A 24,906-nucleotide genomic window follows, 5' to 3' on the forward strand; every position below is an offset into this window, starting at 1 on the left:
TCAGAGCTCCTGGCGTTGGTTGTCTGGATCGAAGAAGGGGAGCTTTACGACGGTTGCCTGGACGACCACACCATCTTCAACTCGGATCGGAATCTGCTGCCCCGGCGTGCTCTGATCAAAGGCGGCGTAGGCCAGGCCGATGATCTGATCAAGGCTTTGCGAATATTCACAGGACGTCACATTGCCGCTGATGTCTGGCCCCTTGAGAACCAGATGGCCTTCGAGCGGTTGCGGGCTGGTCTTGGGCAGCGTGAAGCCCACCAGCTTGCGTTTCTGTGGCTGCGCTTCAAGGATGTCCACGGAGCGGCGGCCGACAAAGAACGGCTTGTTACGGCTGACCGCCCACCCCATGTCGATTTCGCTGGGATGGGTCATGCCGTCGGTGTCCTGGCTGATGATCACATGGCCTTTTTCCAGGCGCAGCAGGCGCTGGGTCTCGACACCAAATGGGCGAATGTCGAATGCCTTGCCGGCCTCTATCAGTGCATCCCAAAGCTTCAACGCATGACGTGCAGGTACGTGGATTTCGTAACCCAATTCCCCTACGAAGCCTACCCGCAGGAGCCGTGCCTTGATCCCGGCCACGGTGCCCAGGCGAACGCCCAGGTATGGGAATCCTTCAGCGGACAGATCAAGATCCGAGCACACTTTCTCGAGCACCTTGCGGGAGTCGGGCCCCGCCACGTTGACTGCCGAGATGGCGGCGGTGACGTTAGCGATGTCGACGTTCAGGCGCCATTGCGCGTTCCACTTGAGCATCTGTTGATAGATCCGATCCACGCCGCTGGTAGTGGCAGTGACGTAGAAGTGGTTTTCGGCAAAGCGCGCGCAGACGCCATCGTCGATCACCACCCCATGTTCGTTGGTCATCAGCGCGTAGCGTGAGCGACCCACTGGCTGCTTGAGAAATGCGAAGGTGTACATGCGGTTGAGAAGTTCGGCAGCGTCAGGGCCGCGCACGTCCAGACCGCCCAGCGTCGAAACGTCGATGATGCCGACCTTCCGGCGCACGTGCAGCGCCTCGGCCTGCATGCATGTGTCCCGCTCGCCCGGTTTGCCGTAGTAGGCAGGGCGCTGCCAGATACCGGCAGGCATCATTTTCGCGCCGGCTTCCAGATGACGGCGGTGCATGGGGGTCTGGCGGTACGGATCAAACGCTCGACCCGCGACATGGGCAAGCTTCTCCGCCTCAAAGGGAGGGCGCGCTGTGGTTACGCCTGTTTCGCTGACGCTGCGCTGAGTGGACGCTGCCACCAGGCGAGCGGTTGGCAGGGCTGAGTGGCGCCCTTGAGACGGCCCCATGCCCACGGTGGAGTAGCGCTTGACCAGTTGCACATCTCGATAGCCGATCTTCGTGGCATTGATGATATCGCGCACCTGCAGGTCTTCATCGAAGTCGACAAAGTCCTTGCCTTTGGGGTGCGGGAAAATCGGCCATGGGAAATTGACTTGCGCTTCTGAACGAAGCGGCAGTGGCTTGATGTCGGGGCCCAGGCCCAGCGCCGAAATGATGTCGGAGGCTGTACGGGTGGCATCAGCAAGCACGTTGTCAAGCACGTGGAAGCCGTGGGCAGAGCCTGCAACGCTGAGATTCTTCGGCAGGCCACTCAAGGTGAACTCAGCCTGTTGATCGTCATAAGACAGCTTGCCGCCGGCTTGGCACAGCAACTGATAGACCGGCATGTAGCCGCCGGACATGCAGAGCAAATCGCAATCCAGGTGCAAGCTGCTGTCCGCGACTTGGCCGAGACCGGTGATCTTGCGGATGTCGACGCCGCTGACATGGCGCATGCCTTTTTCATGCAGCGCCTCGAACACGGTGCTGCCGAGGTGGCAAGTGATTGCGCGCTGTTCCAGCGCGATCAGCAACGCGCGATCAGCGGGATTGGTGCGCATGTCCACCAGCGCAGCAACCTCGACACCTTGCTCATGCAGATCGAGTGCTGCGTAGTAGCCGTCGTCGTTCCCCGTGAGTACCACTGCGCGTTTGCCAGGCTTTACGGCATAGAGTTTCATCAGGCGTTGGGCTGCACTGCTGAGCATCACGCCGGGTAAGTCGTTGTTACGGAAAATCACCGGCTGATCGAACGAGCCGCTGGCGATCAGGCACTGGGTGGCGCGCACCTTGTACATGCGTTTGCCCTGAATCACCGGTAGGTAGTTATCGGTGAACCAGGCGTTGCACGTGGCTTTCTTCAGCACCTGGATGTTTGCGTGGCTTTCAACAGCGTTGATCAGCTCGCGGCGCAGGGTGTGAGCACGTCGGTTTTCGATATCGAAACGGGCATAGTTAAGCGAGCCGCCGAGGATCGTTTGTTGCTCGATAAGCAAAACCTTCGCCCCGGCATTGGCAGCGGTCAGTGCCGCCTGCAATCCAGCAGGGCCTGCACCGACTACGGCGAGATCTGCAAACAGGTAGGCCTTGTCGAAATACTCGGGTTGGAATTCGAGATCCAGCACGCCGAGTCCAGCCTTCTTGCGAATGATCGGCTCCCACAGCTTCCATGCACCCTTAGGCTTGTAGAACGAGCGGTAGTAGAAGCCGACCGGCATGAACTTGGAGAACTTGCCAAGATACGCGTCTTTGTCGTTGTCCAGAGAACCGTTGAAATTTTGCCCGGTCACCTGCGCACCACTTTCCAGCAGGTGAGTGTCCGCCAGAACGTTGGGCTCGCTCGGCAGCTGCACCAGTGTATTGGCGTCTTGACCCGCCATGGTTAGCGGGCCGCGCGGGCGGTGATATTTGAACGAGCGGGAGAGCAGGAAGCGACCATTGGCGAGCAAGGCACTTGCGATGCTGTCACCTGCAAACCCCTGATAGGCTTTGCCATCGAAACTGAAATGAAGGGGCTGATTGCGGTCGATCAACAAGCCCATGGGAGCGGGTAGGCGGCTCATTGCGTGGTCTCCTTGGCGCTGGTGAATTCAACGCGGGTGTTGAACAGCTCTTTGGGATCGAAGGTGCGCAGAATCTCGTCGCTGCCAGTGTGCCGCTCGGCCAGAAACCAGTAGCTGGAAGGGTTATGCATCCACCACTCGCGAACCACGCCCAGCGTGTCATCGCTGTTGAACACGTAGTCGGCCCATTCAGCATCGGTACATGCCTGCGGGTCGGGCGTCTGCTTGAACTCCCCTCCATAGGTGAACTCGCTGATGTTGCGTGGCCCGTTGAGGGGGCAATTCATCACTTTCATGTCTTGCTCCTCAGTGGCTGGCCGCTGTCGCGCCCATCTCGTTTACCTGCTGGAAAGTTGAGAACCGCTCGAGGCCGAACGGCTTGATCAACTCAGGTACCTTGCCCCCGCTGGCGACGAGTTCGGCCATGGTCTTGCCGCAAATCGGGGTGGCCTTGAAGCCCCAGGTGCCCCAGCCGGCATCCAGGTAATAGTTCTTCACCGGGGACAACCCCATGATCGGGCTGTAATCCGGAGTCATGTCGGTAATGCCGGCCCATTGACGCATCAGTTTGGCGTTGGCCAGGAACGGGAACATCTCGATTGCATGGGCCAGCAGGCTTTCTTTCAGATCCAGCGTCGAGCGGGTGTTGAACAGTGGGTAGGGATCGGAGCCGCCACCGAACACCACCTCACCACGGCTGGTCTGTTGCACGTAGCAGTGCAGGGCAGAGGAACTCACCAAGGGATCGAGGAACGGCTTGAACGGCTGGGTCACCATGGCTTGCAGAGGGAAGGTCTGGATCGGCGAGCGAATGCCCGCTTTCTTCATCATCTGCGAACTCATGCCTGCCACTGCCTGCACCGCGCAGCCGCACTTGATGGTGCCGCGATTGGTTTTCACCGCCTTGATGGTGCCATTCTCGATCACCAGCTCCTGGACTTCGGTAAGTTGATGAATTTCCACGCCACGTTTAGCCGCCTGTTTGGCGTAACCCCAAGCTACGGCGTCATGCCGGGCAGTCGCGCCGTCTATGTGCCAGAGACCTGCGATCACCGGGAGATGCCCAGGGTCGAGGTTGAGGGTCGGCACGAGCTCGCGAATCTGCTGGCGGTCAAGCATTTCGGTACGTCCGCCGAAGTGCTTGTTGACCTCTGCACGCTGACGGAACGAGCGCACGGTGGCGTCGGTGTGGGCCAACGTCAGTTGGCCACGATGGGAATACATGATGTTGAAGTCGAATTCATTGGACAGCCCTTCAAACATCCGTACTGACTCGGCGTAAAAGCGCACACCCTCGCTAGTGAGGTAGTTGGAGCGGATGACCGCTGTGTTGCGCGCCGTGTTGCCGCCGCCCAGATAACCCTTCTCCAGCACCGCGATATTGGTGATGCCGTGGTACTTGGACAGGTAATAGGCGGTTGCCAGGCCGTGGCCACCCCCGCCGATGATTACCACATCGTAGGAAGGTTTGAGCGCCTTGGGAGCAGGCAAATCCACTTCGACCGGGTATTCAGAGCTGAGCCCGTATTTCAGGAGATTGAAAGGCATGTGGCCTCCGAGGAAACGCGTTGTGCATGAGCCTGCTGAACCGCAGCGGTAACGGTGTTTTTCATCAGAAAGGCAATGGTCATTGGCCCGACGCCACCAGGAACTGGGGTGATAGCCGAAACCTGGGGTAACGCGCTGGCGAAGTCGACGTCGCCAACAAGCTTGCTGCGGCCGTTTTCATCTATGCGATTAATGCCAACATCGATGACCACAGCTCCTGGCTTGAGCCAGCTTGCATCGATCATCCGTGGTCGTCCGACGGCGGCAACGACAATGTCTGCCTGCCGGCACAGGGTTTTGGCATCGACGCTGCGCGAATGCACCACAGTGACCGAGCAATGCGCCTGCAGCAGCAGCGCGGCCATGGGTTTGCCGACGATGTTGGATCGCCCGATAACAACGGCGTGCTTGCCGCTCAGGTCGCCGCAAGCATCTTCAAGCAGTTGCATGCAGCCGCTGGGGGTGCACGGCGTCAGCACATCGCGACCCTGGCTTAAGCCGCCTACATTTTCACTGTGAAACCCATCGACGTCTTTGCCCGGGGCAATGGCCTGCAACGCAAGCGTTTCCTCGATGTGCTCAGGCAATGGGAGCTGCAGCAGAATGCCGTTCACGGCGTCGTCCGCGTTCAGGTCTGCGATCAGCTTGAGCAGTTCACCTTGCGAGGTTTCCTCACTCAGGCGGTACTCGAGCGATTTGATGCCCGCTTCTTGCGCGCGGAGGATCTTGTTGCGCACATAGACCTGGCTGGCAGGATCTTGCCCGACGAGTATCACAGCGAGCGCAGGGAAGATGCCGTCGGCTCTCAGCCGATCGACATCGTCCCGAACCTGCTTCATCACCCGGGCTGACGCCGCTTTGCCGTCAATCAGTTTGGAAGTATTCATCGGAAGATCACCGTTCTGTCTTCGTTGAGGAATACCCGATGCTCCAGGTGGTACTTGACCGCTTTGGAAAGCGCCACGGTTTCAGTGTCGCGTCCGATGGCGACCAGGTCGTCTGGCAGATAGGCATGATCGACGCGCTGGACTTCCTGCTCGATGATCGGGCCCTCGTCCAGATCGCTGGTTACGTAGTGGGCTGTGGCGCCAATCAGTTTCACGCCGCGCTCATAGGCTTGGTGATAAGGCTTGGCGCCCTTGAACCCTGGCAGGAACGAGTGATGAATATTGATCGCACGGCCCGATATCTGCTTGCACAGATCATCAGAAAGGATCTGCATGTAGCGGGCGAGGACGACGAGGTCGGTCCCGGTCTCATCCACGACCTTCATTAGCGCCGCTTCCTGCTGAGCTTTGGTCTCCTTGGTCACCGGCAAGTAGATAAAACGAATGCCTTCGCGCTCGGCCATAGGGCGTAGATCAAGGTGGTTGGAGACGATAGCCGTGATGGTCATGTCCATTTCGCCCTTGTGGTAGCGATAGAGCAGGTCGGTGAGGCAGTGGTCGAATTTGCTGACCATCAGCAGTACGCGCATCGGCTGGCGAGTGTCGTACAGCTCCCACTGCATGCCGAAAGCTTGAGCGACGTCTTCGAAGCCGGCTTTCAGCTGAGCGATGTCGCCTTGGTGGCCATCGTTGAAACGAAACACCGCCCGCATGAAAAATTTGCCGCTCAACTCATCGTCGAACTGCGCCATCTCACCGATGTAGCAAGCATTGCCCGCCAGGTAGGAGGTCACTGCCGCCACGATGCCGGAGGTCGCAGCGCAGCTGATTTTGAGAATGAAATGGTTTTTTTCATGTTGCATGGTCAGTCCTCAGAGGTGCGCGGCGTGATTTCCGGCAATTGATTCATCGGTGAAATGCAGATTCGCCCGCCAATAAATATTCTCTTAGAGAATTAAATATTCCGGATGGCGAATTTATAGGCGAATTGAGCTGGCACGTCTACAGGTGCGAGAAAGAAATTTTACTGGCAGGAAATTTGGGGGGGTGAGCGTGGGGAGGACGAGAAGGCGAGTCCAGGTTGAGCCTGGACTCGTGGCAATGCGGGTGGTCAAGCCTCGGAGGGGGCGTAGTTCATGATCGACAGGAGGCGGATCGGGACGCTTACCAGCTTTTCCGGGCCGTGGGGAATGTCAGCATCAAATGTCAGGCTGTCACCTGCTTCCAGATGATAAAGCTGGTTCCCGTGGCGGTAGACCAACTCGCCCTCGAGCAAGTGAAGGAATTCAGTGCCTGGGTGGGAGAAGGTCGGAAATTCCTCACTAGCGTCATCCATGCTCACCATGTACGCCTCGAAGCTTTTCTTCGGCCCGCGGGTGTGGTTAAGCAGATGGTAGGTATGGCCTTTCTCCGTGCCTCGGCGAACGACTTCCAGCCCTTCATCGTGTTTGACCAAAATCGCGCTGCTACCTTGCTGGTCATACTGGCTGAACAGTTTTGACATAGGCATGCCGAGTACATCGCAAAGACGGCTCAGGTTTTCAAGGCTGGTCGACACCTGGGCGTTCTCTATCTTGCTAAGCATGCCCTGGCTGATCCCAGCTATGCGCGCCACGTCCGCAAGCTTCAAATCTTGCGCCTGACGTTGGCGTTTTATCTGGATGCCCAGGTACTGCTCAAGCTTGAGCTTGGGTTGGCTTTCATCTGTGTTCATGGCTTGCACTAATTCCGCACAGTAAATTTATTTTCGCACCGAGAATGTGCAAATCTTGTCGCACTGAGTGACTGGCTGTATTTATTCATCACGGGAAAAATATTTTCCCATAAACAAAGCAGAAAGGCTCCCCTCGAATCGAGACTTTTGGTGACCGGCATGAGTTGGCAAGCTCATTGCATTCCTGATGGGAAACTAAATTTCCTGATCGTAATAACGAGATCGGGCGACTAATCGACTTCCCCACCAACGAACTGCTACAGCCAGGAGTCATGTCCATGTTGCCACAAGAAACACAACGCCTGATCGAGACACACGGGATCAAGTATGTCCTGGCTCAGTTCGTGGATATCCATGGTTCGGCCAAAACCAAATCGGTACCCGTATCGGGTCTCGAGATGGTCGCCGAAGCCGGGGCGGGTTTTGCAGGGTTCGCGATCTGCGGTATGGGCATGGAGCCGCATGGCCCCGACTTCATGGCAAAGGGTGACCTGGCTTCGCTCACGCCAGTGCCATGGCAGCCAGGTTACGGCCGTGTGGTATGCATCGGTCATGTTGAGAACAAGCCTTGGCCGTACGACAGCCGCTACGTCCTGCAAAAGCAGGTCGAGCGTTTGAGTGATCGTGGCTGGACGCTGAATACAGGGCTGGAGCCTGAATTCAGCCTGTTCAAGCGCGACGGGCAGGGCAAGCTTCAGATGGTCGACGCCAGCGATGATCTGGACAAGCCGTGCTACGACTACAAAGGCCTGTCCCGCTCGCGTGAGTTTCTTGAGCGTCTGACCGAAGCCCTGCAGCCAGTGGGTTTTGATATTTACCAGATCGATCACGAAGACGCCAACGGCCAGTTCGAGATCAATTACACCTACAGCAATGCCATGGAATCGGCGGATCGGTTCACCTTCTTCCGCATGGCTGCCGGTGAGATTGCCAACGATATGGGCATCATCTGCTCGTTCATGCCAAAGCCTGACCCCAAGCGTGCGGGCAATGGCATGCACTTCCACTTGTCGATCAGCAGCGCGACCAACAAGAACCTGTTCCACGATGCGAGCGACCCGAGTGGCATGGGTCTGTCGAAAATGGCCTATCACTTCGCTGCAGGTCTCCTGGCGCATGGCCCAGCTTTGTGCGCCTTCGCAGCGCCAACGGTCAATTCCTACAAGCGCCTTGTTGTGGGCAACTCATTGTCCGGGGCGACCTGGGCACCAGCCTTCATCGCCTTTGGCGCCAATAACCGCTCGGCCATGGTTCGTGTCCCGTATGGCCGTCTGGAGTTCCGCCTGCCGGATGCTGGCTGCAATCCCTACCTGGTCAGCGCAGCGATCATCGCCGCGGGACTGGACGGTATCGACCGCAAGCTGGAAATCGGCCAGGTGTGTAACGAGAACCTCTACAAGTTGAGTCTTGAGGAAATCGCAGCGCGCGGCATCAAGACTTTGCCTCAGTCGCTCAAGGAAGCCTGTGATGCGCTTGAAGCTGACCCACTGTTCGCCGAAGTGCTTGGCAACGAAATCGTGAGCGAGTTCATCAAGCTCAAGCGCATGGAGTGGGTGGAGTACAGCCGCCACGTCTCGGACTGGGAAGTGAAGCGCTACACCGAGTTCTTCTGATCTAGCCAACGTAAACAACCATTTCTGACACCCTGCCAATGGGTAGGGGGTCTTCTGCCCAGGAGTTAACAATATGTGTGGAATTGTGGGGCTATACCTGAAAAATCCGGCGCTGGAGCCCCAGCTCGGCAAACTCTTCGAACCCATGCTGCAAGCCATGACTGATCGCGGCCCTGACAGTGCCGGCTTTGCCATTTACGGCGACGAAGTCGCTGATGGCTGGGTGAAGTTGACCTTGCAAGCAGCAAGCGATGACTACGACTTCAAAGCGCTGGTAGGCGCACTGGAAGGCAAGCTCGCGGCGTCTTTGGACTGGTTCCAAAATGCGAGCGCCATCGTGTTGAAGATCAAGGCTGAGGAAGCTGCCGTACGTTCTGCTTTGGCGGAACTGGCCCCGGACGTGCGCATCATGAGCGCCGGCAAGAGCATCGAGATCCTCAAGGGGATGGGCTTGCCGAAAGAGATCTCCGAGCGCTTCGGCTTGGGTTCGATGAAAGGTAGCCACATCATCGGCCATACCCGAATGGCGACTGAGAGCGCCGTGACGATGGAAGGCAGCCACCCGTTCTCCACCGGCGCTGACCTGTGCCTGGTGCACAACGGCTCGCTGTCAAACCACTTCCGCCTGCGTCAGGAACTGCGCCGCGAAGGCATCCAGTTCGACACCGAGAATGACACTGAAGTCGCGGCCGGTTACCTGGCCTGGCGTCTGCAGCAAGGCGACAGTCTGAAGACCGCCTTGGACAGTTCGCTCGAAGCACTGGACGGCTTTTTCACCTTCGCAATCGGCACCCGCAATGGATTCGCCGTGATCCGAGATCCGATTGCTTGCAAGCCGGCAATTCTTGCCGAAACCGACGACTACGTCGCAATGGCTTCGGAGTATCAGGCGCTGTCGAGCCTGCCGGGCATTGAGAAAGCCAAGGTCTGGGAACCTGTTCCGGCCACCATGTACATCTGGGAACGCGAGTCGGCTCAAGGAGCACGCACATGAAAACGTTTGATCTTGGCAACACCACCGTGCGTGACCTTAACCAGGCGCTGCACGATCAAGCGAAGACGCTTGAGGAAAGAGAGTGGCTGGTCACCCACCCTGACGGTGCGCACAACCTCGCGGTTGGCGTAAACGAAGCGGTGTCCGTGGATATCCAGGGCCATGCCGGCTACTACTGCGCCGGTATGAACCAGAAGGCTTCCATCACGGTGCACGGGAATGTCGGCGTTGGTTGCGCCGAGAACATGATGTCTGGCTACGTCCGGGTAAAAGGCAGCGCTTCACAAGCTGCGGGTGCTACGGCGCATGGCGGTCTGCTGGTGATCGAAGGCGACGCCGGCGCCCGTTGCGGGATCTCGATGAAAGGAATCGATATCGTGGTCGGCGGCAGCATCGGCCACATGAGCTGCTTCATGGGGCAGGCGGGACGCCTGGTGGTATGCGGGGACGCTGGTGATGCGTTGGGTGACTCCCTGTACGAGACGAAGATCTTCGTCAAAGGCAAGGTCGAGTCGCTGGGTTCTGACTGCATCGAAAAAGAGATGCGCCCGGAGCACATTGAAGAGTTGCAAGCGCTTCTGAACAAAGCCGGCTTCAACGAGAAAGCCAGTGACTTCAAGCGCTACGGCTCGGCTCGCCAGCTGTACAACTTCAAAGTCGACAACGCCTGCGCGTACTGATTCAGGAGCAAGAAAATGAGCGAGAAAACCACTCCAGTCCTGCGCGAGTCGGCCACCTTTGATCGTCTGACTATCCAGGAAATCCAACGTGCCGCCGAGACCGGCATCTACGACATTCGCGGTGGTGGTACCAAGCGCAAGCTGCCGCACTTCGACGACCTCCTGCTGCTCGGTGCAAGCGTCTCGCGCTACCCGCTGGAAGGCTACCGTGAGAAATGCGGAACGGATGTAATCCTCGGTAACCGGTTCGCCAAGAAGCCGATCCACCTGAAAATTCCGGTGACCATCGCCGGCATGAGCTTCGGTGCATTGTCGGCCAATGCGAAAGAAGCACTGGGTCGCGGCGCGACCATTGCAGGCACCAGTACTACCACGGGCGACGGGGGCATGACGCCGGAAGAGCGCGGGCAGTCGCAACACCTGGTTTATCAGTATCTGCCTTCGCGTTATGGCATGAACCCTGATGATCTACGCAAGGCCGATGCCATCGAAATCGTCTTGGGGCAGGGCGCCAAGCCGGGTGGCGGCGGTATGCTGCTGGGCATGAAGGTGACCGAGCGTGTAGCCGGTATGCGCACCCTGCCAATCGGCGTTGATCAGCGCTCGGCATGCCGTCATCCGGACTGGACTGGGCCTGACGATCTGGCAATCAAGATTGCCGAGATCCGTGAAATCACTGACTGGGAAAAACCGATTTACGTGAAAATCGGAGCCAGCCGTCCTTACTACGACGTCAAGCTTGCAGTGAAAGCCGGCGCCGACGTAATCGTGCTTGATGGTATGCAAGGCGGTACCGCTGCCACTCAGGAAGTGTTCATCGAGCACGTCGGCATCCCGATCCTCCCAGCCATCCCACAGGCGGTTCAAGCGCTGCAGGAGATGGGCATGCACCGCAAGGTGCAGTTGATTGTCTCCGGCGGCATCCGTAACGGTGCAGACGTAGCCAAGGCGATGGCACTGGGTGCCGATGCCGTGGCCATCGGTACGGCTGCATTGATTGCTCTGGGTGACAACCACCCACGCCTGGACGATGAGCTCAAGAAAATTGGCTCGGCGGCTGGCTTCTACGATGACTGGCAAAACGGGCGCGACCCGGCGGGTATCACCACGCAGGATCCCGAGCTGTCAAAACGCCTGGATCCGATCGAAGGTGGGCGCAGGTTGGCCAACTATTTGCGTGTGCTGGTGCTGGAGGCGCAAACCATGGCTCGGGCTTGCGGCAAATCCCACCTGCACAACCTCGACCCTGAGGATCTGGTGGCCTTGACCGTGGAATCTGCAGCCATGGCTCGGGTGCCATTGGCAGGGACTACGTGGATCCCAGGCAGCCAGTACTAAGCATTAGCTAACGTAGGAACGCGTCTGCCCGGGGCGGCGATCTGTCTGCAACTGCATTGTTGTCTGACACGAAGCCGCCTAGGGCAAGCGCGTTCTTGCGTTCAGGCCATGCTTGATTTGACCCTTCCAAGAGGCCTCAACGGCCCAGCGCTTCACCACCTCGCTTTCTGCCAGACACTTTTCCATTCATCGCAGGAGCTTCCTCAATGGTTAATCGTCTACCCGGCAAATCACGTCTTGCGTTACTCGCGCTCAGTGCATGTATACCGCTGGCACAGGCGGCTGATGCCCCTGCATTGAACACCGGCAGCACCGCCTGGATGGTAACGGCGGCGGTTCTGGTGCTGTTCATGTGTTTGCCAGGCCTTGCGCTGTTTTACGGCGGTCTCGTGCGAGCCAAGAACATGCTGTCACTGTTCACCCAATGTTTCGGTATCGCCGGACTGGTAGGGGTGTTGTGGGTGATTTACGGCTACAGCATGGTGGTCGATACCACCAACATGGTTGAGGGCGAGGTTAGCTTCAATAGCTTTGTCGGCGGTCTGAACCGCGCATTTTTGGCAGGCATGACGGCTGAGAGCCTCGTTGGCGAAATTCCGGAAGGGGTGTTTGTCACCTTTCAAATGACCTTTGCCATCATCACTCCGGCGCTGATTGCCGGGGCTTTTGCTGAACGAATGAAGTTCTCGGCGGCGCTGCTGTTCATGGCGATCTGGTTCACCCTTGTCTACGCGCCGGTGGCCCACATGGTGTGGGGCGGAGCAGGTGCTTTGATGCACAACTGGGGCGTGCTGGATTTCGCAGGTGGTACTGCGGTTCACATCAATGCCGGTGTAGCTGCGCTTGCAGCCTGTTTGCTACTTGGCAAACGCAAAGGCTACGGAAACGCTCCAATGCCTGCACATAACCTGAGCCTCACTATGGTCGGTGCGGCGATGCTCTGGGTCGGCTGGTTTGGATTCAACGTCGGCTCCGGCGGCGGCCTCAATGGCCTTTCAGGCATCGTGATGCTCAACACTCAGCTCGGTGCGTGTGCCGGTATTCTGGGCTGGATGTTTACCGAGTGGCTCAGGGTAGGTAGGCCGAGTGCTCTGGGTTTAGCCAGTGGCGCCTTGGCCGGCCTGGTCGGTATTACCCCAGCCTGTGCGTATGTAGGGGTTGGCGGCGCGCTGGCAATCGGCCTGCTTTGCGGCGTGTTCTGTTATCTCAGCGTGACTGTGCTCAAGACGCGCCTGGGCTATGACGACAGCCTGGATGTATTCGGCTTGCACGGTATCGGCGGCATGATTGGCGCCGTGTTGACGGGCGTTTTCTGTGTGCCGGCGTTAGGCGGGTTGGTCGAGAACGTCAGCATGGCTGACCAGGTAATCGCGCAGGTCAAAGGGGTCGCATTCACTACAGCTTACTGCTTCATCGCGAGCTGGATCATTCTCAGAGCCTTGAAAGCGGTCGTTGGATTGCGGGCACATGACGCGGTTGAGGAAATGGGGCTTGACCTCGGCGAGCATAACGAGCGGGCGTACAACCATTAAAAGGGGGCTGCGGCCCCATTGGCGTGGCGTTCATCAACGGCCCGGATAAGTCGACCTCGCAGTCCCTGAGTGACGCCTGGGAGGTCGGCATAGCCGGGGTAGAGGTGCTTCTGTACATGTGCGTCAACTTACCGATATTTTTTTGCACACTATCCCACTCAGCCAGTCTGCGAAATATAACGCGCGGGACGACTCATGGAAGGTTTGGGCCTATCGGTTGCCGACGTTTTGCAGTGCCGACGCTAGCCGCGTATTATTTGCGACAAAGTTGGTCGGAGATAGACATGTCGCTCTACAGTGCTGGCGTCGAATACGGCATCCATTGCCTGCTGTACCTCGTGGACGAGCGCGGCGATACGCGCGATGCCAGCGTGCGCGACCTTGCCGAGCTGCAGGGCGTACCGCAAGAGTATCTGGCCAAGGTCTTCACCAAGCTGGCCCGCGCCAAGCTGGTGGTCGCCACCGAGGGCGTGCGGGGCGGCTTTCGCCTGGCCCGGCCTTCGGACGAGATCACCGTGCTGGACATCGTCAACGCCATCGACGGGCCGAAGAAGATTTTCGACTGCCGCGAGATCCGCGAGCGCTGCACGCTGTTCGACGGCTCGCCACCCGGCTGGGCGACTGAAGGCACCTGTGCGATTCACGCCGTGATGCTGGGGGCGCAGAAGCGTATGGAAGAGGCGCTGGCGCAGCAGACCATCCTCGACCTGGCGCGCCGGTTCGGGCGCAAGGCACCGGCGGAGTTTGGCCAGCAGGTCAATGACTGGATGGGCGAGCGGCGGATCCCGACGAGTCAGGCGTAAGGCGGGTGTTTCGCCCGCGGGGCCTCAACGCCCTTCATGCTGGCGACGGTACGCCCCCGGCTGCACGCCCACCGCCTTGGCGAACGCCCGGGTAAACGCCGCCACCGACTGATACCCCACCTGCGCGCCCACCTGCTCCACGGTATTGCCCGCCTGCAGCAACTGGCAGGCATGGCGCATGCGCAAGGCCAGCAGCACCTGCCCCGGTGACTGCCCAGCCAGTTCGTTGAAGCGTTTGAAAAACGCCGACCGCGAAAGCCCCGTGCACGCGGCCATGGTTTCCAGTGTCCAGGCCTGGCCGGGTTGCTCGATCAGTTGCGCCAGCAATCCGGCGAACGCCGGCTGCCGGGCCAGCGCTACCAGGCCACCGAGTGGTTGCCCGGCGTGCACCTGCTGGCGCAGCACATACAGGAACAGCAAGTGCGTCAGCCGCTCCAACAACGTTTGCGACGGTGCAGGCAGGCGCTCGCACTCTTCAAGAATCAGCCCGAACAGCGCCCGCGCCGCATGCCCGGCGGGCTCGTCGGCACGCAGCACAATCCAGTCGGCCAGGCCCTCGACAATCAGTGACGACAGCCCCGGGCGAAAGTGGAAGAACCCGCACACCAGGCCCACGCCGTCATTGGCATGGGCATTCAGCGCCTGCATGGCCTGGCGCGGCTGGGCGCAGGCGCTCACCGGGTCCTGGTCGCCCGACAACCGGTAAGCCAGGTCACGCAGCAAAAACACCGCATCCCCGGCCTCCAGGCGCACGGCTTCGGCTTGCCCGTCGATGTGCAGCCAGCAATGCCCCTGTACCACCAGGTGAAAACTGGCCCGGCCCATGCCCTGGGTGCTGGCGTGCCAGCCACCGCAATAGCGGCCCACGTGGAACAGGCTGGCGTCGAGCTCGAGGCCTTCTAATAACCAATCGACAAGATGGCTGGATGAAATCATCTAATGCAAACACTCAGGAGCAAGGAAAGGCGACTGATGAATATGGAGGGTAATTCTTATAACCAACAGACTGTATGCACACCCATCAAAGGAGTCCACTCCATGTCCTCGCGCATTACCCTCCACACGCTGCAGAGCGCCCCGGAAGCAGCCCGCCCGTTCCTCGAAGCTGCCCAGAAGAACTCCGGTTTCATCCCCAACCTGCTCGGCGTGCTGGCCAACGCCCCAGCAGCGCTGGAAACCTACGTGACCGTCTCGGCCCTGAATGGCAAGGCCGAACTGACCCTGGCCGAACGTGAAGTGGTACAGCTGATTGCTGCTACCCAGCACGGTTGCGACTTCTGCGTGGCCGGCCACACTGCCGTGGCGCTGAACAAGGCCAAGCTGCCGCAGGAAGTGGTCGACGCCCTGCGCGCCCGCGGCGAACTGCCTGACGTCCGCTATGAGACCCTGGCCGCGTTCGCCCGTGAGGTCATCGCCACCCGCGGCAATGTCAGCGAAGCGACTTACCAGGCGTTCCGGGCTGCCGGTTTCACCGAGGGCAACGCCCTGGAAGTGATTCTTGGCGTCAGCCTCGCAACCTTGTGCAACTTTGCTAATGTGTTCGCCCAAACGCCGCTCAACGACGAGCTGAGCAAGTACCGCTGGCAGCCTGCGTAATCCGCACAGGGCGCCGCGGCGCCTGCTTATCAAAAGGAGTAGGGATATGCTTGATGCTGGATTTGCGCAGTGGCTGGATGCCAATGCCGAAGCAATCGACCAAGGCAAGTGCGACCCGCATCGGGTGCTGGCGCACATCGCCGAATCGCAGCTGCTGCGCGTCGGTGTCGACCCGGCGCTGGGCGGCAGCGGCGGCGCCGTGACCCACGCGGTCGAAGCCATTGCCGCCATCGCCCGCCGTTCACTGGCCGCAGCCTTCGTCAGCTGGGGCCAGCGCGCCTTCATCGAATACCTGCTGCAAAGCCCGAACCAGGGGCTGCGTGAGCGCCTGTTGCCCGGCTTGTTGACCGGGGAACTGGCCGGTGCCACGGGGCTTTCCAATGCCATGAAGTTCCTTTCCGGTATCGAAGCGTTGCAAGTGCGCGGCCGCCCGCAGGCCGACGGCTGGGCCCTCGACGGCCGCCTGCACTGGGTGACCAACCTGCGCAAGAGCGGTTTCGTGGTGGCTGCAGCCATTGAAGACGATGCAGGCGGCGCGCCGTTCGTGCTGGCGATCCCATCCGATGCCCAGGGCCTGGAACGCTCCGACGACTTGCAGCTGATGGGCCTGCAATCGAGCAATACGGCTGCCCTGGCGTTCCATCAGGTCGAACTGAAGCGCGAGTGGCTGCTGCACGACAACGCCCGCGAGTTCCTGCCAGCGGTGCGCCCGGCATTCCTTGGATTGCAGTGCGGTATGGCCATCGGCCTGGCGCGGCGTGCGCTGGATGAAGTGCAGGCGCACATGAACGGCCGCATCTCGTTCCTTGAAGAAGCCCGCCAGGTGCTCAAGGAGCGCCTGGAAAACACCGTGGCCGAGCTCAAGCAAGGCCTGCTCGAAGGGCGCTTCCTGAGCCAACCGGCAGCGCTGTTCAAACTGCGCATCACCCTGGCCGAAAGCGCCGCCGACGCGGTGCAGCTGGAACTGCAGGCCAGCGGTGGCAAGGCTTACCTGAGCGAATACGGCCAAGGTTTCGCCCGCCGCTGGCGGGAGTCGGCATTCGTGCCGATCGTGACCCCGAGCCTGGTGCAGCTGCGCGCCGAATTGCACCGCCAGGCGGCCAACGCATGAGCCAAGTGTTGCTCGAAGCCCGGGAGATCAGCCTGGGCTACCCGCGCGATGGCGGCTGGCAGCAGGTGCTGGCGCGCTTCGACCTGCAGCTGGCGCCGGGGGAGGTGGTGACCATCCTCGGCCCCAGTGGTGTCGGCAAATCCAGCCTGCTGCGCGTGCTGGCCGGGTTGCAGCAGCCGCGTGGCGGCAGCGTGAGCCTGCACGGCGAACCGCTGCAGGGCCCGCACCCGCGTCTGGCGGTGGCCTTCCAGGACCCGAGCCTGCTGCCGTGGCTGAGCCTGGAAAAGAACGTCGCCTTTGGCCTGGATTTCGCCCGCCAGCCCAAACTGGCCGCCGCCGAGCGCCGTGCGCGCATCGACCATGCGATCGCCGCTGTAGGCCTGGCCCATGCGCGCAGTCACTACCCGGCGCAGTTGTCGGGCGGCATGGCCCAGCGCACTGCGTTGGCCCGTTGCCTGGCCCGCCAGCCCGAAGTCTTGCTGCTGGATGAACCCTTCGGTGCGCTGGATGAGGTAACCCGTGCCGACATGCAGCAACTGCTGCTGCAATTGATCGCCACGCACAAGACCGCTGCGGTGCTGATTACCCACGATATCGATGAAGCCTTGCTGTTGTCCGACCGGGTCCTGCTACTGGGCGACCACCCAGCGCATGTTCTCGGCCAATGGCACATCGACCTGCCGCAACCGCGCACGCACCGGGTCGAAGCGTTGGGCGCGCTGCGTATCGACATCGTCAAAACCCTTCGGCGGGCAAGCCGCACAGCCCAACCTTCATCTCCCTCATTGCCCTCGGAGGCTGTCCATGTGCATGGATGACTGCTGTTCCTCTTCGTCGCGTCGCGACTTCCTCAAGCTCAGCGCCATGCTCACCGCCGCCGGTGCCGTGCCGCTGCTGGCCAGCCTGCAGGCGCGCGCAGCCGCCGAGCCGGACGCGCCGGTGCGCATCGGCTACCTGCCGATCACCGACGCCACGCCATTGCTGGTGGCGCACAACAACGGCCTGTTCGATGCCGAAGGCATCAAGGCCGAGCGCCCGGTGCTACTGCGCAGCTGGGCGCAGGTGATCGAGGCGTTCATCTCTGGCCAGGTCAATGTGATCCACTTGCTGTCGCCAATGACGGTGTGGGCGCGCTACGCCAGCAAGGTGCCAGCCAAGGTGGTGGCGTGGAACCACGTGGGTGGCTCGGGCCTGACCGTGGCCCCGGACATCACCGACATGAAGCAGCTGGGCGGCAAGACCGTGGCCATCCCGTTCTGGTACTCGATCCACAACGTGGTGCTGCAGCAGATGCTCAACGACAACGGCCTGACGCCGGTGTCCAGGCCCGCCAACGCCCAATTGGCCGCCAACGAGGTCAACCTGCTGGTGCTGCCACCGTCGGACATGCCGCCGGCCCTGGCCAGCAAGCGCATTGCCGGCTACATCGTCGCCGAGCCGTTCAACGCCCTGGCCGAAAACCTCAAGGTCGGCCGTGTGCAGCGCTTCACCGGTGACGTGTGGCGCAACCACGCCTGTTGCGTGGTGTTCATGCACGAGCACGACTTGAACAACCGCCCCGAGTGGTCGCAGAAGGTCATCAACGCCATCGTCAAGGCCCAGCACTGGACCCGCGACCACCGCGCCGAAGCCGCAGCGCTGCTGTCCAAGGCCGGCCCCAACAAGTACACACCACACGAGCCTGCGGTGCTGGCCAAGGTGCTGGCCCCGGCCGCCGAGGACCGCGCCGCCTACATCGCCAGCGGGGCCATCCAGCACCAGCAGTGGGACGAGAAGCGCATCGACTTCCAGCCGTACCCGTTCCCCAGCTACACCGAGGAACTGGTCAAGCGCCTGAAAGGCACCCTGATCGAAGGGGAGAGCGGTTTCCTTGCCGGCCTGGACCCGGCGCAGACCGCGCGCGACCTGGTCGACGACCGCTTCGTGCGCAATGCCATCGCCGCCGTAGGCGGCCCGTCGGTGTTCGGCATTGCCGACAACTTCGAGCGTAGTGAGGAGTTCGCGGTCTGATGCGCAAACATGTTGTACATGCCGGCCTTGGCTTGGCCGGGCTGCTGGGGTTGCTGCTGCTGTGGTGGGCCGGGGTGCGGTTGTTCGGCGAGGCCGATGGCCTGTCGGCGCGCTTTTCGCCCCAGGCGACACTGGCCAGCCTGGTCGCGTTGCTGGGCGAAGGCGAGGTCTACGGGCACGTCTGGGTCAGCCTCAAGCGTATTCTTGTCGGCCTGTTGCTGGCGTTGCTGATCGGTGTGCCGCTGGGCCTGCTGGTGGGCAGCTACCGGCACCTGGAGGCAGCTACCACGCCGGCATTCCAGTTTTTGCGGATGATCTCACCGTTGTCGTGGATGCCGGTGGTGGTGATGCTGATGGGCGTGGGCGACCAGCCGATCTACTTCCTGCTGGCGTTTGCGGCGTTGTGGCCGATCCTGCTCAACACCGCCGCAGGCGTGCGCCAGCTCGACCCGCGCTGGTTGCAGTTGAGCCGTAGCCTGAGTGCCACGCGCTGGGAAACCTTGTGCAAGGTGATCATCCCCGGGGTGATCGGCCATGTGCTGACCGGCGTGCGCCTGGCCATCGGCATTCTGTGGATCGTGCTGGTGCCGTGCGAAATGCTTGGTGTGAGTGCCGGGCTTGGGTATTTCATTCTCGATACCCGTGACCGGCTGGCTTACTCGGAGCTGATGGCCATGGTGCTGCTGATAGGGGTGCTGGGGTTCATGCTCGATGCGCTGGCGCGTGGCCTGCATCGGCGCTGGGTGCATGCCTGAAGGGCCAGTGTGGCCTCATCGCCGGCAAGCCGGCTCCCACAGTTGCCCCACAGCATTCTGGACTTGTGGCTTACCTGTGGGAGCCGGCTTGCCGGCGATGAGGCCGTCAGGTCAATGCACGGTCTTGCGCTGGCGCACGCAGTCGCGCGCCGATTCTGCCAACTCATCCAGCCACTCATCGCGCTGCTGCTCGGCCTCGATCATTGCATCCTCACCCTGCTGGTTGAGCAGGTAGGTGTGAATCTGATGCACTTCGGTGGTCTGGTAGATCGGCGCAATGTCCAGCCGGCCGATCAGCGCAGCGCTGGCCTGGCCGGTGCTGCTCATCAGCACCTGTGGCCCGCTGGCCGCCACCACCTGCATGCCCATCGCTTCGAACCAGGGCACCTGGTGGGCAAAGGCATTCAGCTCGACACTGGCAAAACGCGCCTGCACGTCACCCAGCAATGCGCGGGCGATGCCCTGGCGGCGGTGGTCCGCGACCACGGCCAGAAACGCCACTGCGCAAGCCTGGTCGTTGTCCTGGGCGGGCAAGGTCAACGCAAAACCCAGCATCTGGTCCGGCGCATCGGCGTCCAGGGCCAGGGTCAGCTCCACGGCCAGGCCGCGCGTGCCGTCCATGGCCTGCAGGTATTGGTGGACCTCCATGCCGACACCGTACTGATACAGCGGGTACAACGGGTTTTCGGCACGAATGGCGACACTGCTCAGTTCGCCGACGTGGTGGATCACCAGTTCGCGGATCTGGTTCTGGAAGGATTCGGGCGGCACGCTGTCGAGGCGGCTCAGGATGAACATCGGTGGACGGGCTCCGGCTGCGGTTTGATCATCCCGCGCCGGATTGGCGCGGGGTGCACAGTCTAAACCCTTTTTGCCGTGTCAGCCTTGTGCGTGCATGGCCGCAAGCATCAAGTCGAGGTTTTGCACCGCCGCGCCCGAGGCGCCCTTGCCCAGGTTGTCGAACACGGCCGTCAGCAGCACTTGGCCGTGCTCCGCGTTTGCGTACAGGGCCAGGCGCAGGTCGTTGCTGTCGTTCAGCGCCTCGGGGTCGAGCGGCGTGGCCGGGCCGTGCTGGTGCAGCGGTGCGACCTGCACGTGGCGGGCGCCCTGGTAGTGCCGTTCAAGGCACGCCTGCAGCTGTTCGGCGGTGGCCTGGCCAGGCAGCAGGCGCAGTTGCAGCGGGATGCTCAGGACGATGCCCTGGCGATACGCTGCATAACCGGGCAGGAACACCGGCCGTGCCGACAGGCCAGCGTGCAGCTGGATTTCCGGCACATGCTTGTGCGCCAGCTCCAGCCCGTACATCTGCAGGGTGGGTGCCTGTTCCGCGCCGGGCTGTTCATGCTGCTCGACCGCCGCGCGGCCACCCCCGGAATAACCGGAAATGGCATGGATGCTCAGCGGGTAGTCGGCCGGCAGCAGGCCGGCCTGGACCAGCGGGCGCAGCAGCGCGATGGCGCCGGTCGGGTAACAGCCGGGGTTGCTGACGCGCTTGGCCTGGGCGATACGCTCGGGCTGCTGCTCGTTCAGCTCCGGTAGCCCATACACCCAACCGGGCGTGGTGCGGTGCGCCGAGCTGGCATCGATCACCCGAACCGCCGGGTTGTGGATGGCCGCTACGGCATCGCGGGCGGCGGCGTCGGGCAGGCAGAGCAGGGCGATGTCGGCGCTGTTGATCGCCTCGCGGCGGCGCTGAGGGTCTTTGCGTTCGGCTTCGGGCAGGGTCAGCAGGTGCAGGTCGTCGCGGCCGTGCAGGCGGGCATGGATCTGCAGGCCGGTGGTGCCTTGGTCGCCATCGATGAAGACAACAGGGGTGTGCATGGTCAGGGTCCGGTCAGGAGGAGATGAACCATGGTCGCCTCTGGCGGTGGTAAAGGAAATTTGAATATCATGACTGCGATATTCATTAATTCTGAATTACAGTTGTCGGTGCCTTGCCCCTGCGCAGTACCCGCGCAGAGGCCGCAGCTGCTACAACAGGACCGATGCCATGCGCGAAATCAGCCTCGATCGCCTCCGTACCCTGGTGGTCATCACCGACCTGGGCTCGTTCGCCGAGGCCGCCCGCCAGCTCAACCTGGCGCCCCCGACCATCAGCCTGCACGTGGCTGAGTTGGAGGCGCGTGTCGGTGCGCCGCTGCTTACCCGCAACCGCAACCAGGTACGGCCGACGGCCATCGGCGAAACCCTGCTGGCGCGTGCCCGGCGCCTGCTGGCCGATGCCGACCTGGCCCTGGACGAAGTGCGCCGGCATGTCGAAGGCCTGACCGGGCGGGTGCGCCTTGGCGCCTCCACCGGTGCCATTGCGCATCTGTTGCCCAAGGCACTGGAACACTTGCGCACAGCGCACCCCGGCATCGATGTGCAGGTGCAGGTGCTGACGTCGCAGGCGTCCCGGGCGCGGTTGCGTGAAGGCGCGCTGGACATCGGCCTGGTGGCTTTGCCGCAGGTGGCAGGCAAGGGCGTCAGGGTCACCCCGTGGCGGCGCGACCCCATCCTCGCCTACGTGCCGGCCGACTGGCAGCCGCCGGCCAGGGTCACACCGGCCTGGCTGGGGCAGCGGGCGCTGATCCTCAATGACAGCAGCACGCAACTGTCGCGGGTGACCGGTGAATGGTTCGCCGCCGCCGGGCTGTACCCCGAGCCGCGGATCGAGCTGAACTACAACGATGCGATCAAGAGCCTGGTGGGCGCCGGGTATGGCGCCACCTTGCTGCCCCAGGAGGGCGAAGTGGCCGAACTGGACCGGCGTATCGCCCGCCGGCCGCTGCGGCCGGGGTTGTGGCGGCAGCTGGGGATCGCCTGCAGGGAAGGGCCGCCCGAGCGGGCGACCGGGTTTGTGCTAGAGGCACTTGAGCGGTTGCGGCAGTAACAAGGCTGCGCAGCAGCCCTGCCCTCAGCCGCGCTCTCGCTGCCTCACCACCGTCACTGTCTCGCCGCCAACCCCCCAGTTATCCGTCGGCACCTCCTCGATCACCACGAAGGTACTGGCTGGCGGCTTACCCAGCACCTGTTGCAGCAACTGCGTCGTGCCTTCGATCAACCGGCGCTTGTGCTCGGCGCTGACGCCTTCATCGGTTACGCGAATATGGACATAAGGCATGTCTGCTCACTCCTCTGCTCAGTGCCAGGTGCCGGCGGTGCTGCCGCCGTCTACCGGGAGGATGACGCCACTGACGAAGCGTGCGTCGGTCAGGTACAGCACGGCATCCACCACATCCTGCGGCACGCCGGTGCGGCCACTCGGCGACAGCGCGCTTAGCCCTTCGACGTTGCCGCTGTGCAGCGGTGTATCGATGATCCCCGGCGCCACCGCATTGACCTGCACACCGCTGGCCGCCAGTTCCAGCGCCAAGCCTTTGACCGCCTGGTTCAGCCCACCCTTGACCAGCACCGGCAACAACGCAGGCACCCGAGTGTCCGGTTGCAAGGCAACGGACGCGGTGATCGCGATGATGTGGCCGTGGCCCTGCTCGGTCATGATTCGTGCTGCAGCCTGCGCCGGGTAGAAGAAGCCCTTGAGGTTGGTGCCGACCAGTGCGTCGACATCGGCCTCGGTGTATTCGGTGACCGGTTTGGGGATGAAGATCCCAGCATTGTTGATCAGGATGTCGACGCCACCGAAAGTCTCAATGGCTGCCGCAAGCAACCGCCGTGCGGTAGCGGCCTCGCCGATGTCACCGGCAACGCCAATAAAGCGCTGGGGTTGGCCCAAGCGGGCGATTGCCTGGTCAAGACGTGCCTGACTGCGGGCGTTGCCGACCACGTTGTCGCCACGTTTGAGAAAGGCCTCGGCTAGCGCGTAGCCCAGGCCGCTGGAGGCCCCGGTGATGATGACGGTTCTTGGTTGGTTCATGCTTGCGTCTCCAGAAGGTGAGCCGATGGCTCGTTGTGGAGGCCACTGTAGGCGGCAACGCTCGCTTGAAAAATGTGCCGGATGGCATTTGAATTCATACACCATGTAATCAATAGGGCGATCATGACCCGTCATTTCGATGACCTGCAACTGGGCAGCCTGGAGCTATTCTGCCTGGCCGCAGATTTTGGCAGCTTCACCGCCGCTGCCACCCAGGCGGGCGTTACCCCTGCTGCGGTAAGCCGCAGCGTGGCGCGCCTCGAAGAGCGCCTGGGCGTTCGCCTGTTCGTACGCACCACCCGGCAGATGCGCCTTTCCGAGGCGGGGCAGGCGTATTACCAGCAGTGTCGTCAAGCGCTTGGGCAACTGGTCGAGGCCGAACGCCAGGTAACCGGTGGGCAGTCGGCCCCCAGTGGTCGCTTGCGCATCAGTGCGCCCACGCCCTATGCCCACCACCGGCTGTTGCCACTGCTGCCGCGTTTTCGCCAGCTTTATCCGCAGGTGCAGGTGGACGTGCATGTCAGTAATCGCAACGTCGACTTCGCCGAAGAACACTTTGATCTAGCCATTCGCGGCCGCGAGCCTGCTGACTCGCGCCTGGTGGCACGACGCCTGGAGGATGCCGAGTTGGTGGTGGTGGCTACCCCCGCCTACCTGGCACGCTGGGGCACCCCTGTGCTGCCGGAAGATCTTGCACGTTATGAGTGCATTCAGTTCGAACTGGCCAGCACGGGCCGCCGCCCGGCGTGGAGTTTTCGGTTGGATGGCCGTGAACTGGAAGTCGAGACCCAAGGGGGCTTGACCTGCCTGGGCGACTTCCTCGCCACTGCGACGCTGGTGCGCCATGGCGGCGGCCTGATGCAGGCTTACCGTTTCTCCGTGCAGGACGCGCTGGCCAGCGGCGAGCTGGTTGAGGTGCTGGCTGAATACGGCGGCACCTCGCGGCCGTTCACGCTGATCTATCCACAGTCTCGACACATGCCGCAGCGGGTGCGGGTGTTCATCGACTTCCTGTTCGCCGAGGGGGCACGATCATCGGCCTGAGCAGAGGCGTCGGGGCGTTTGGCCTACTATGCTGTTGGCTGCGTCGAGCCAATGTCTCTCGATGAACCTTCCGATTTCCCAGGAGAACGCTCCATGAAATCCATTGCACTGCTGGTGATTGCTTCTGTATTGAGTTTTGCGGCCCATGCGGACCCGGCGAGCAACTGTGAAGCCAAGATCAAGGAACTGGAGGACTTCCATAAGGCCAGTGGCCAGGCGATGCATGGTGGCATGGCCCATGACTTCAAGGTGCATCTGCAAAACGCCAAGGATGCCCAGAAGGCCGGCGACATGACCAAGTGCCAGGCTTCGGCGGACCAAGCCAAGACTATCTACAACAAGGCGCGCAGCAAGTGAGTGAGGGGTAGGGTTTGAGCGCTTGCCTTGATTATTGAAGTTTGGCGTAGATCGAGCGCTTGCCTTGGGATTTTTAGCGCCCTTGAGATCGAGCGCCGCCCGCGCGGCGCTTCGCGGGGCAAGCCCGCTCCCACATTTGTTGCAACGTGCCATGGCCTGATAGGCCATAG

At 61.6% G+C, this 24,906-nt stretch carries 25 protein-coding genes; 14 read left to right on the top strand and 11 right to left on the bottom strand.

Annotated elements, in window-relative coordinates; all coding sequences use genetic code 11:
* The 6 genes from ACFY68_RS11690 to ACFY68_RS11715 form a co-directional block, all read right to left on the bottom strand.
* Positions 1-2,898 carry a 2Fe-2S iron-sulfur cluster-binding protein gene (locus ACFY68_RS11690; protein ID WP_387527074.1) on the bottom strand — a complete coding sequence of 966 codons (2,898 nt, stop codon included), beginning with the start codon at positions 2,896-2,898 and terminating at the stop codon, positions 1-3.
* On the bottom strand, positions 2,895-3,194 hold the full coding sequence (locus ACFY68_RS11695; RefSeq protein ID WP_387527077.1) for a sarcosine oxidase subunit delta: 300 nt from the start codon (positions 3,192-3,194) through the stop codon (positions 2,895-2,897). The genes ACFY68_RS11690 and ACFY68_RS11695 overlap by 4 nt, the downstream gene beginning before the upstream one ends.
* A 10-nt stretch (positions 3,195-3,204) precedes the next feature.
* The gene (locus ACFY68_RS11700) at positions 3,205-4,446 is read right to left on the bottom strand and encodes an FAD-dependent oxidoreductase (RefSeq protein ID WP_387527080.1); all 1,242 of its coding nucleotides are present in this window, start codon (positions 4,444-4,446) and stop codon (positions 3,205-3,207) included.
* Positions 4,428-5,333, bottom strand: a complete 906-nt coding sequence (gene folD / locus ACFY68_RS11705; RefSeq protein ID WP_387527083.1) for a bifunctional methylenetetrahydrofolate dehydrogenase/methenyltetrahydrofolate cyclohydrolase FolD — start codon at positions 5,331-5,333, stop codon at positions 4,428-4,430. The genes ACFY68_RS11700 and folD overlap by 19 nt, the downstream gene beginning before the upstream one ends.
* Positions 5,330-6,196: a formyltetrahydrofolate deformylase gene (purU, locus tag ACFY68_RS11710; RefSeq protein WP_387527085.1), complete on the bottom strand. Its 867-nt coding sequence runs from the start codon at positions 6,194-6,196 to the stop codon at positions 5,330-5,332. The genes folD and purU overlap by 4 nt, the downstream gene beginning before the upstream one ends.
* A 248-nt stretch (positions 6,197-6,444) precedes the next feature.
* A complete protein-coding gene (locus ACFY68_RS11715) occupies positions 6,445-7,047 on the bottom strand; it encodes a helix-turn-helix domain-containing protein (protein ID WP_387527088.1) in 603 nt (200 codons plus the stop codon).
* Positions 7,048-7,325: 278 nt separating this feature from the next.
* On the opposite strand from ACFY68_RS11715, the gene glnT reads away from it, so the two are divergent.
* The 6 genes from glnT (at position 7,326) to ACFY68_RS11745 (ending at position 14,007) form a co-directional block, all read left to right on the top strand.
* The gene (gene glnT, locus ACFY68_RS11720) at positions 7,326-8,660 is read left to right on the top strand and encodes a type III glutamate--ammonia ligase (protein ID WP_387527091.1); all 1,335 of its coding nucleotides are present in this window, start codon (positions 7,326-7,328) and stop codon (positions 8,658-8,660) included.
* 73 nt (positions 8,661-8,733) lie between these two features.
* Positions 8,734-9,654, top strand: a complete 921-nt coding sequence (locus tag ACFY68_RS11725; RefSeq protein WP_387527094.1) for a glutamine amidotransferase family protein — start codon at positions 8,734-8,736, stop codon at positions 9,652-9,654.
* Positions 9,651-10,334 carry a protein glxC gene (locus ACFY68_RS11730; RefSeq protein ID WP_387527097.1) on the top strand — a complete coding sequence of 228 codons (684 nt, stop codon included), beginning with the start codon at positions 9,651-9,653 and terminating at the stop codon, positions 10,332-10,334. Before ACFY68_RS11725 ends, ACFY68_RS11730 begins: the two co-directional genes overlap by 4 nt.
* A 15-nt stretch (positions 10,335-10,349) precedes the next feature.
* The gene (locus ACFY68_RS11735) at positions 10,350-11,672 is read left to right on the top strand and encodes an FMN-binding glutamate synthase family protein (protein ID WP_387527100.1); all 1,323 of its coding nucleotides are present in this window, start codon (positions 10,350-10,352) and stop codon (positions 11,670-11,672) included.
* 206 nt (positions 11,673-11,878) lie between these two features.
* A complete protein-coding gene (locus ACFY68_RS11740; protein ID WP_387527103.1) occupies positions 11,879-13,204 on the top strand; it encodes an ammonium transporter in 1,326 nt (441 codons plus the stop codon).
* 284 nt (positions 13,205-13,488) lie between these two features.
* Positions 13,489-14,007, top strand: coding sequence for an Rrf2 family transcriptional regulator (locus ACFY68_RS11745; RefSeq protein ID WP_346612352.1), 519 nt, complete (start codon positions 13,489-13,491; stop codon positions 14,005-14,007).
* A gap of 24 nt (positions 14,008-14,031) precedes the next feature.
* Here the strand turns inward: ACFY68_RS11745 and ACFY68_RS11750 are convergent, their stop codons facing one another.
* Positions 14,032-14,943: an AraC family transcriptional regulator gene (locus ACFY68_RS11750; protein ID WP_387527106.1), complete on the bottom strand. Its 912-nt coding sequence runs from the start codon at positions 14,941-14,943 to the stop codon at positions 14,032-14,034.
* 102 nt (positions 14,944-15,045) lie between these two features.
* Here ACFY68_RS11750 and ACFY68_RS11755 point away from each other — a divergent pair, with 102 nt between their 5' ends.
* Genes ACFY68_RS11755 through ACFY68_RS11775 form a run of 5 tightly spaced genes read left to right on the top strand, consistent with a single transcriptional unit; the run spans position 15,046 to position 19,479 of the window.
* The gene (locus ACFY68_RS11755) at positions 15,046-15,603 is read left to right on the top strand and encodes a carboxymuconolactone decarboxylase family protein (RefSeq protein ID WP_387527108.1); all 558 of its coding nucleotides are present in this window, start codon (positions 15,046-15,048) and stop codon (positions 15,601-15,603) included.
* A gap of 46 nt (positions 15,604-15,649) precedes the next feature.
* Positions 15,650-16,714: an acyl-CoA dehydrogenase family protein gene (locus ACFY68_RS11760; RefSeq protein ID WP_387527111.1), complete on the top strand. Its 1,065-nt coding sequence runs from the start codon at positions 15,650-15,652 to the stop codon at positions 16,712-16,714.
* On the top strand, positions 16,711-17,532 hold the full coding sequence (locus ACFY68_RS11765) for an ABC transporter ATP-binding protein (RefSeq protein ID WP_387527114.1): 822 nt from the start codon (positions 16,711-16,713) through the stop codon (positions 17,530-17,532). Before ACFY68_RS11760 ends, ACFY68_RS11765 begins: the two co-directional genes overlap by 4 nt.
* On the top strand, positions 17,519-18,724 hold the full coding sequence (locus ACFY68_RS11770; protein WP_387527117.1) for an ABC transporter substrate-binding protein: 1,206 nt from the start codon (positions 17,519-17,521) through the stop codon (positions 18,722-18,724). Before ACFY68_RS11765 ends, ACFY68_RS11770 begins: the two co-directional genes overlap by 14 nt.
* The gene (locus tag ACFY68_RS11775; protein WP_387527120.1) at positions 18,724-19,479 is read left to right on the top strand and encodes an ABC transporter permease; all 756 of its coding nucleotides are present in this window, start codon (positions 18,724-18,726) and stop codon (positions 19,477-19,479) included. The genes ACFY68_RS11770 and ACFY68_RS11775 overlap by 1 nt, the downstream gene beginning before the upstream one ends.
* 111 nt (positions 19,480-19,590) lie before the next feature.
* Here ACFY68_RS11775 and ACFY68_RS11780 read toward each other — a convergent pair whose 3' ends face one another.
* Together ACFY68_RS11780 and argC are read right to left on the bottom strand one after the other, a co-directional pair.
* Positions 19,591-20,277, bottom strand: coding sequence for a GNAT family N-acetyltransferase (locus tag ACFY68_RS11780; protein WP_346612359.1), 687 nt, complete (start codon positions 20,275-20,277; stop codon positions 19,591-19,593).
* 81 nt (positions 20,278-20,358) lie between these two features.
* Positions 20,359-21,300, bottom strand: a complete 942-nt coding sequence (argC, locus tag ACFY68_RS11785) for an N-acetyl-gamma-glutamyl-phosphate reductase (protein WP_387527123.1) — start codon at positions 21,298-21,300, stop codon at positions 20,359-20,361.
* A 169-nt stretch (positions 21,301-21,469) separates the two neighbouring features.
* On the opposite strand from argC, the gene ACFY68_RS11790 reads away from it, so the two are divergent.
* Complete coding sequence (locus ACFY68_RS11790; protein WP_387527126.1) at positions 21,470-22,351, top strand: LysR family transcriptional regulator; 882 nt, start codon at positions 21,470-21,472, stop codon at positions 22,349-22,351.
* Positions 22,352-22,375: 24 nt separating this feature from the next.
* Here ACFY68_RS11790 and ACFY68_RS11795 read toward each other — a convergent pair whose 3' ends face one another.
* Together ACFY68_RS11795 and ACFY68_RS11800 are read right to left on the bottom strand one after the other, a co-directional pair.
* Positions 22,376-22,582, bottom strand: a complete 207-nt coding sequence (locus tag ACFY68_RS11795; RefSeq protein ID WP_387527129.1) for a 4-oxalocrotonate tautomerase family protein — start codon at positions 22,580-22,582, stop codon at positions 22,376-22,378.
* Positions 22,583-22,600: 18 nt separating this feature from the next.
* A complete protein-coding gene (locus ACFY68_RS11800) occupies positions 22,601-23,335 on the bottom strand; it encodes an SDR family NAD(P)-dependent oxidoreductase (RefSeq protein ID WP_387527132.1) in 735 nt (244 codons plus the stop codon).
* Positions 23,336-23,458: 123 nt separating this feature from the next.
* Between ACFY68_RS11800 and ACFY68_RS11805 the strand changes: the two genes are divergently transcribed.
* Both ACFY68_RS11805 and ACFY68_RS11810 read left to right on the top strand, forming a co-directional pair.
* The gene (locus tag ACFY68_RS11805) at positions 23,459-24,379 is read left to right on the top strand and encodes a LysR family transcriptional regulator (RefSeq protein ID WP_387527135.1); all 921 of its coding nucleotides are present in this window, start codon (positions 23,459-23,461) and stop codon (positions 24,377-24,379) included.
* Between the two features lie 93 nt (positions 24,380-24,472).
* Complete coding sequence (locus ACFY68_RS11810) at positions 24,473-24,736, top strand: hypothetical protein (protein ID WP_346612362.1); 264 nt, start codon at positions 24,473-24,475, stop codon at positions 24,734-24,736.
* The last annotated feature ends 170 nt before the right edge of the window (positions 24,737-24,906 follow it).

The sequence above is a fragment of the Pseudomonas sp. NPDC012596 genome (genome assembly GCF_042902325.1).
Taxonomy (GTDB): Bacteria; Pseudomonadota; Gammaproteobacteria; order Pseudomonadales; family Pseudomonadaceae; genus Aquipseudomonas.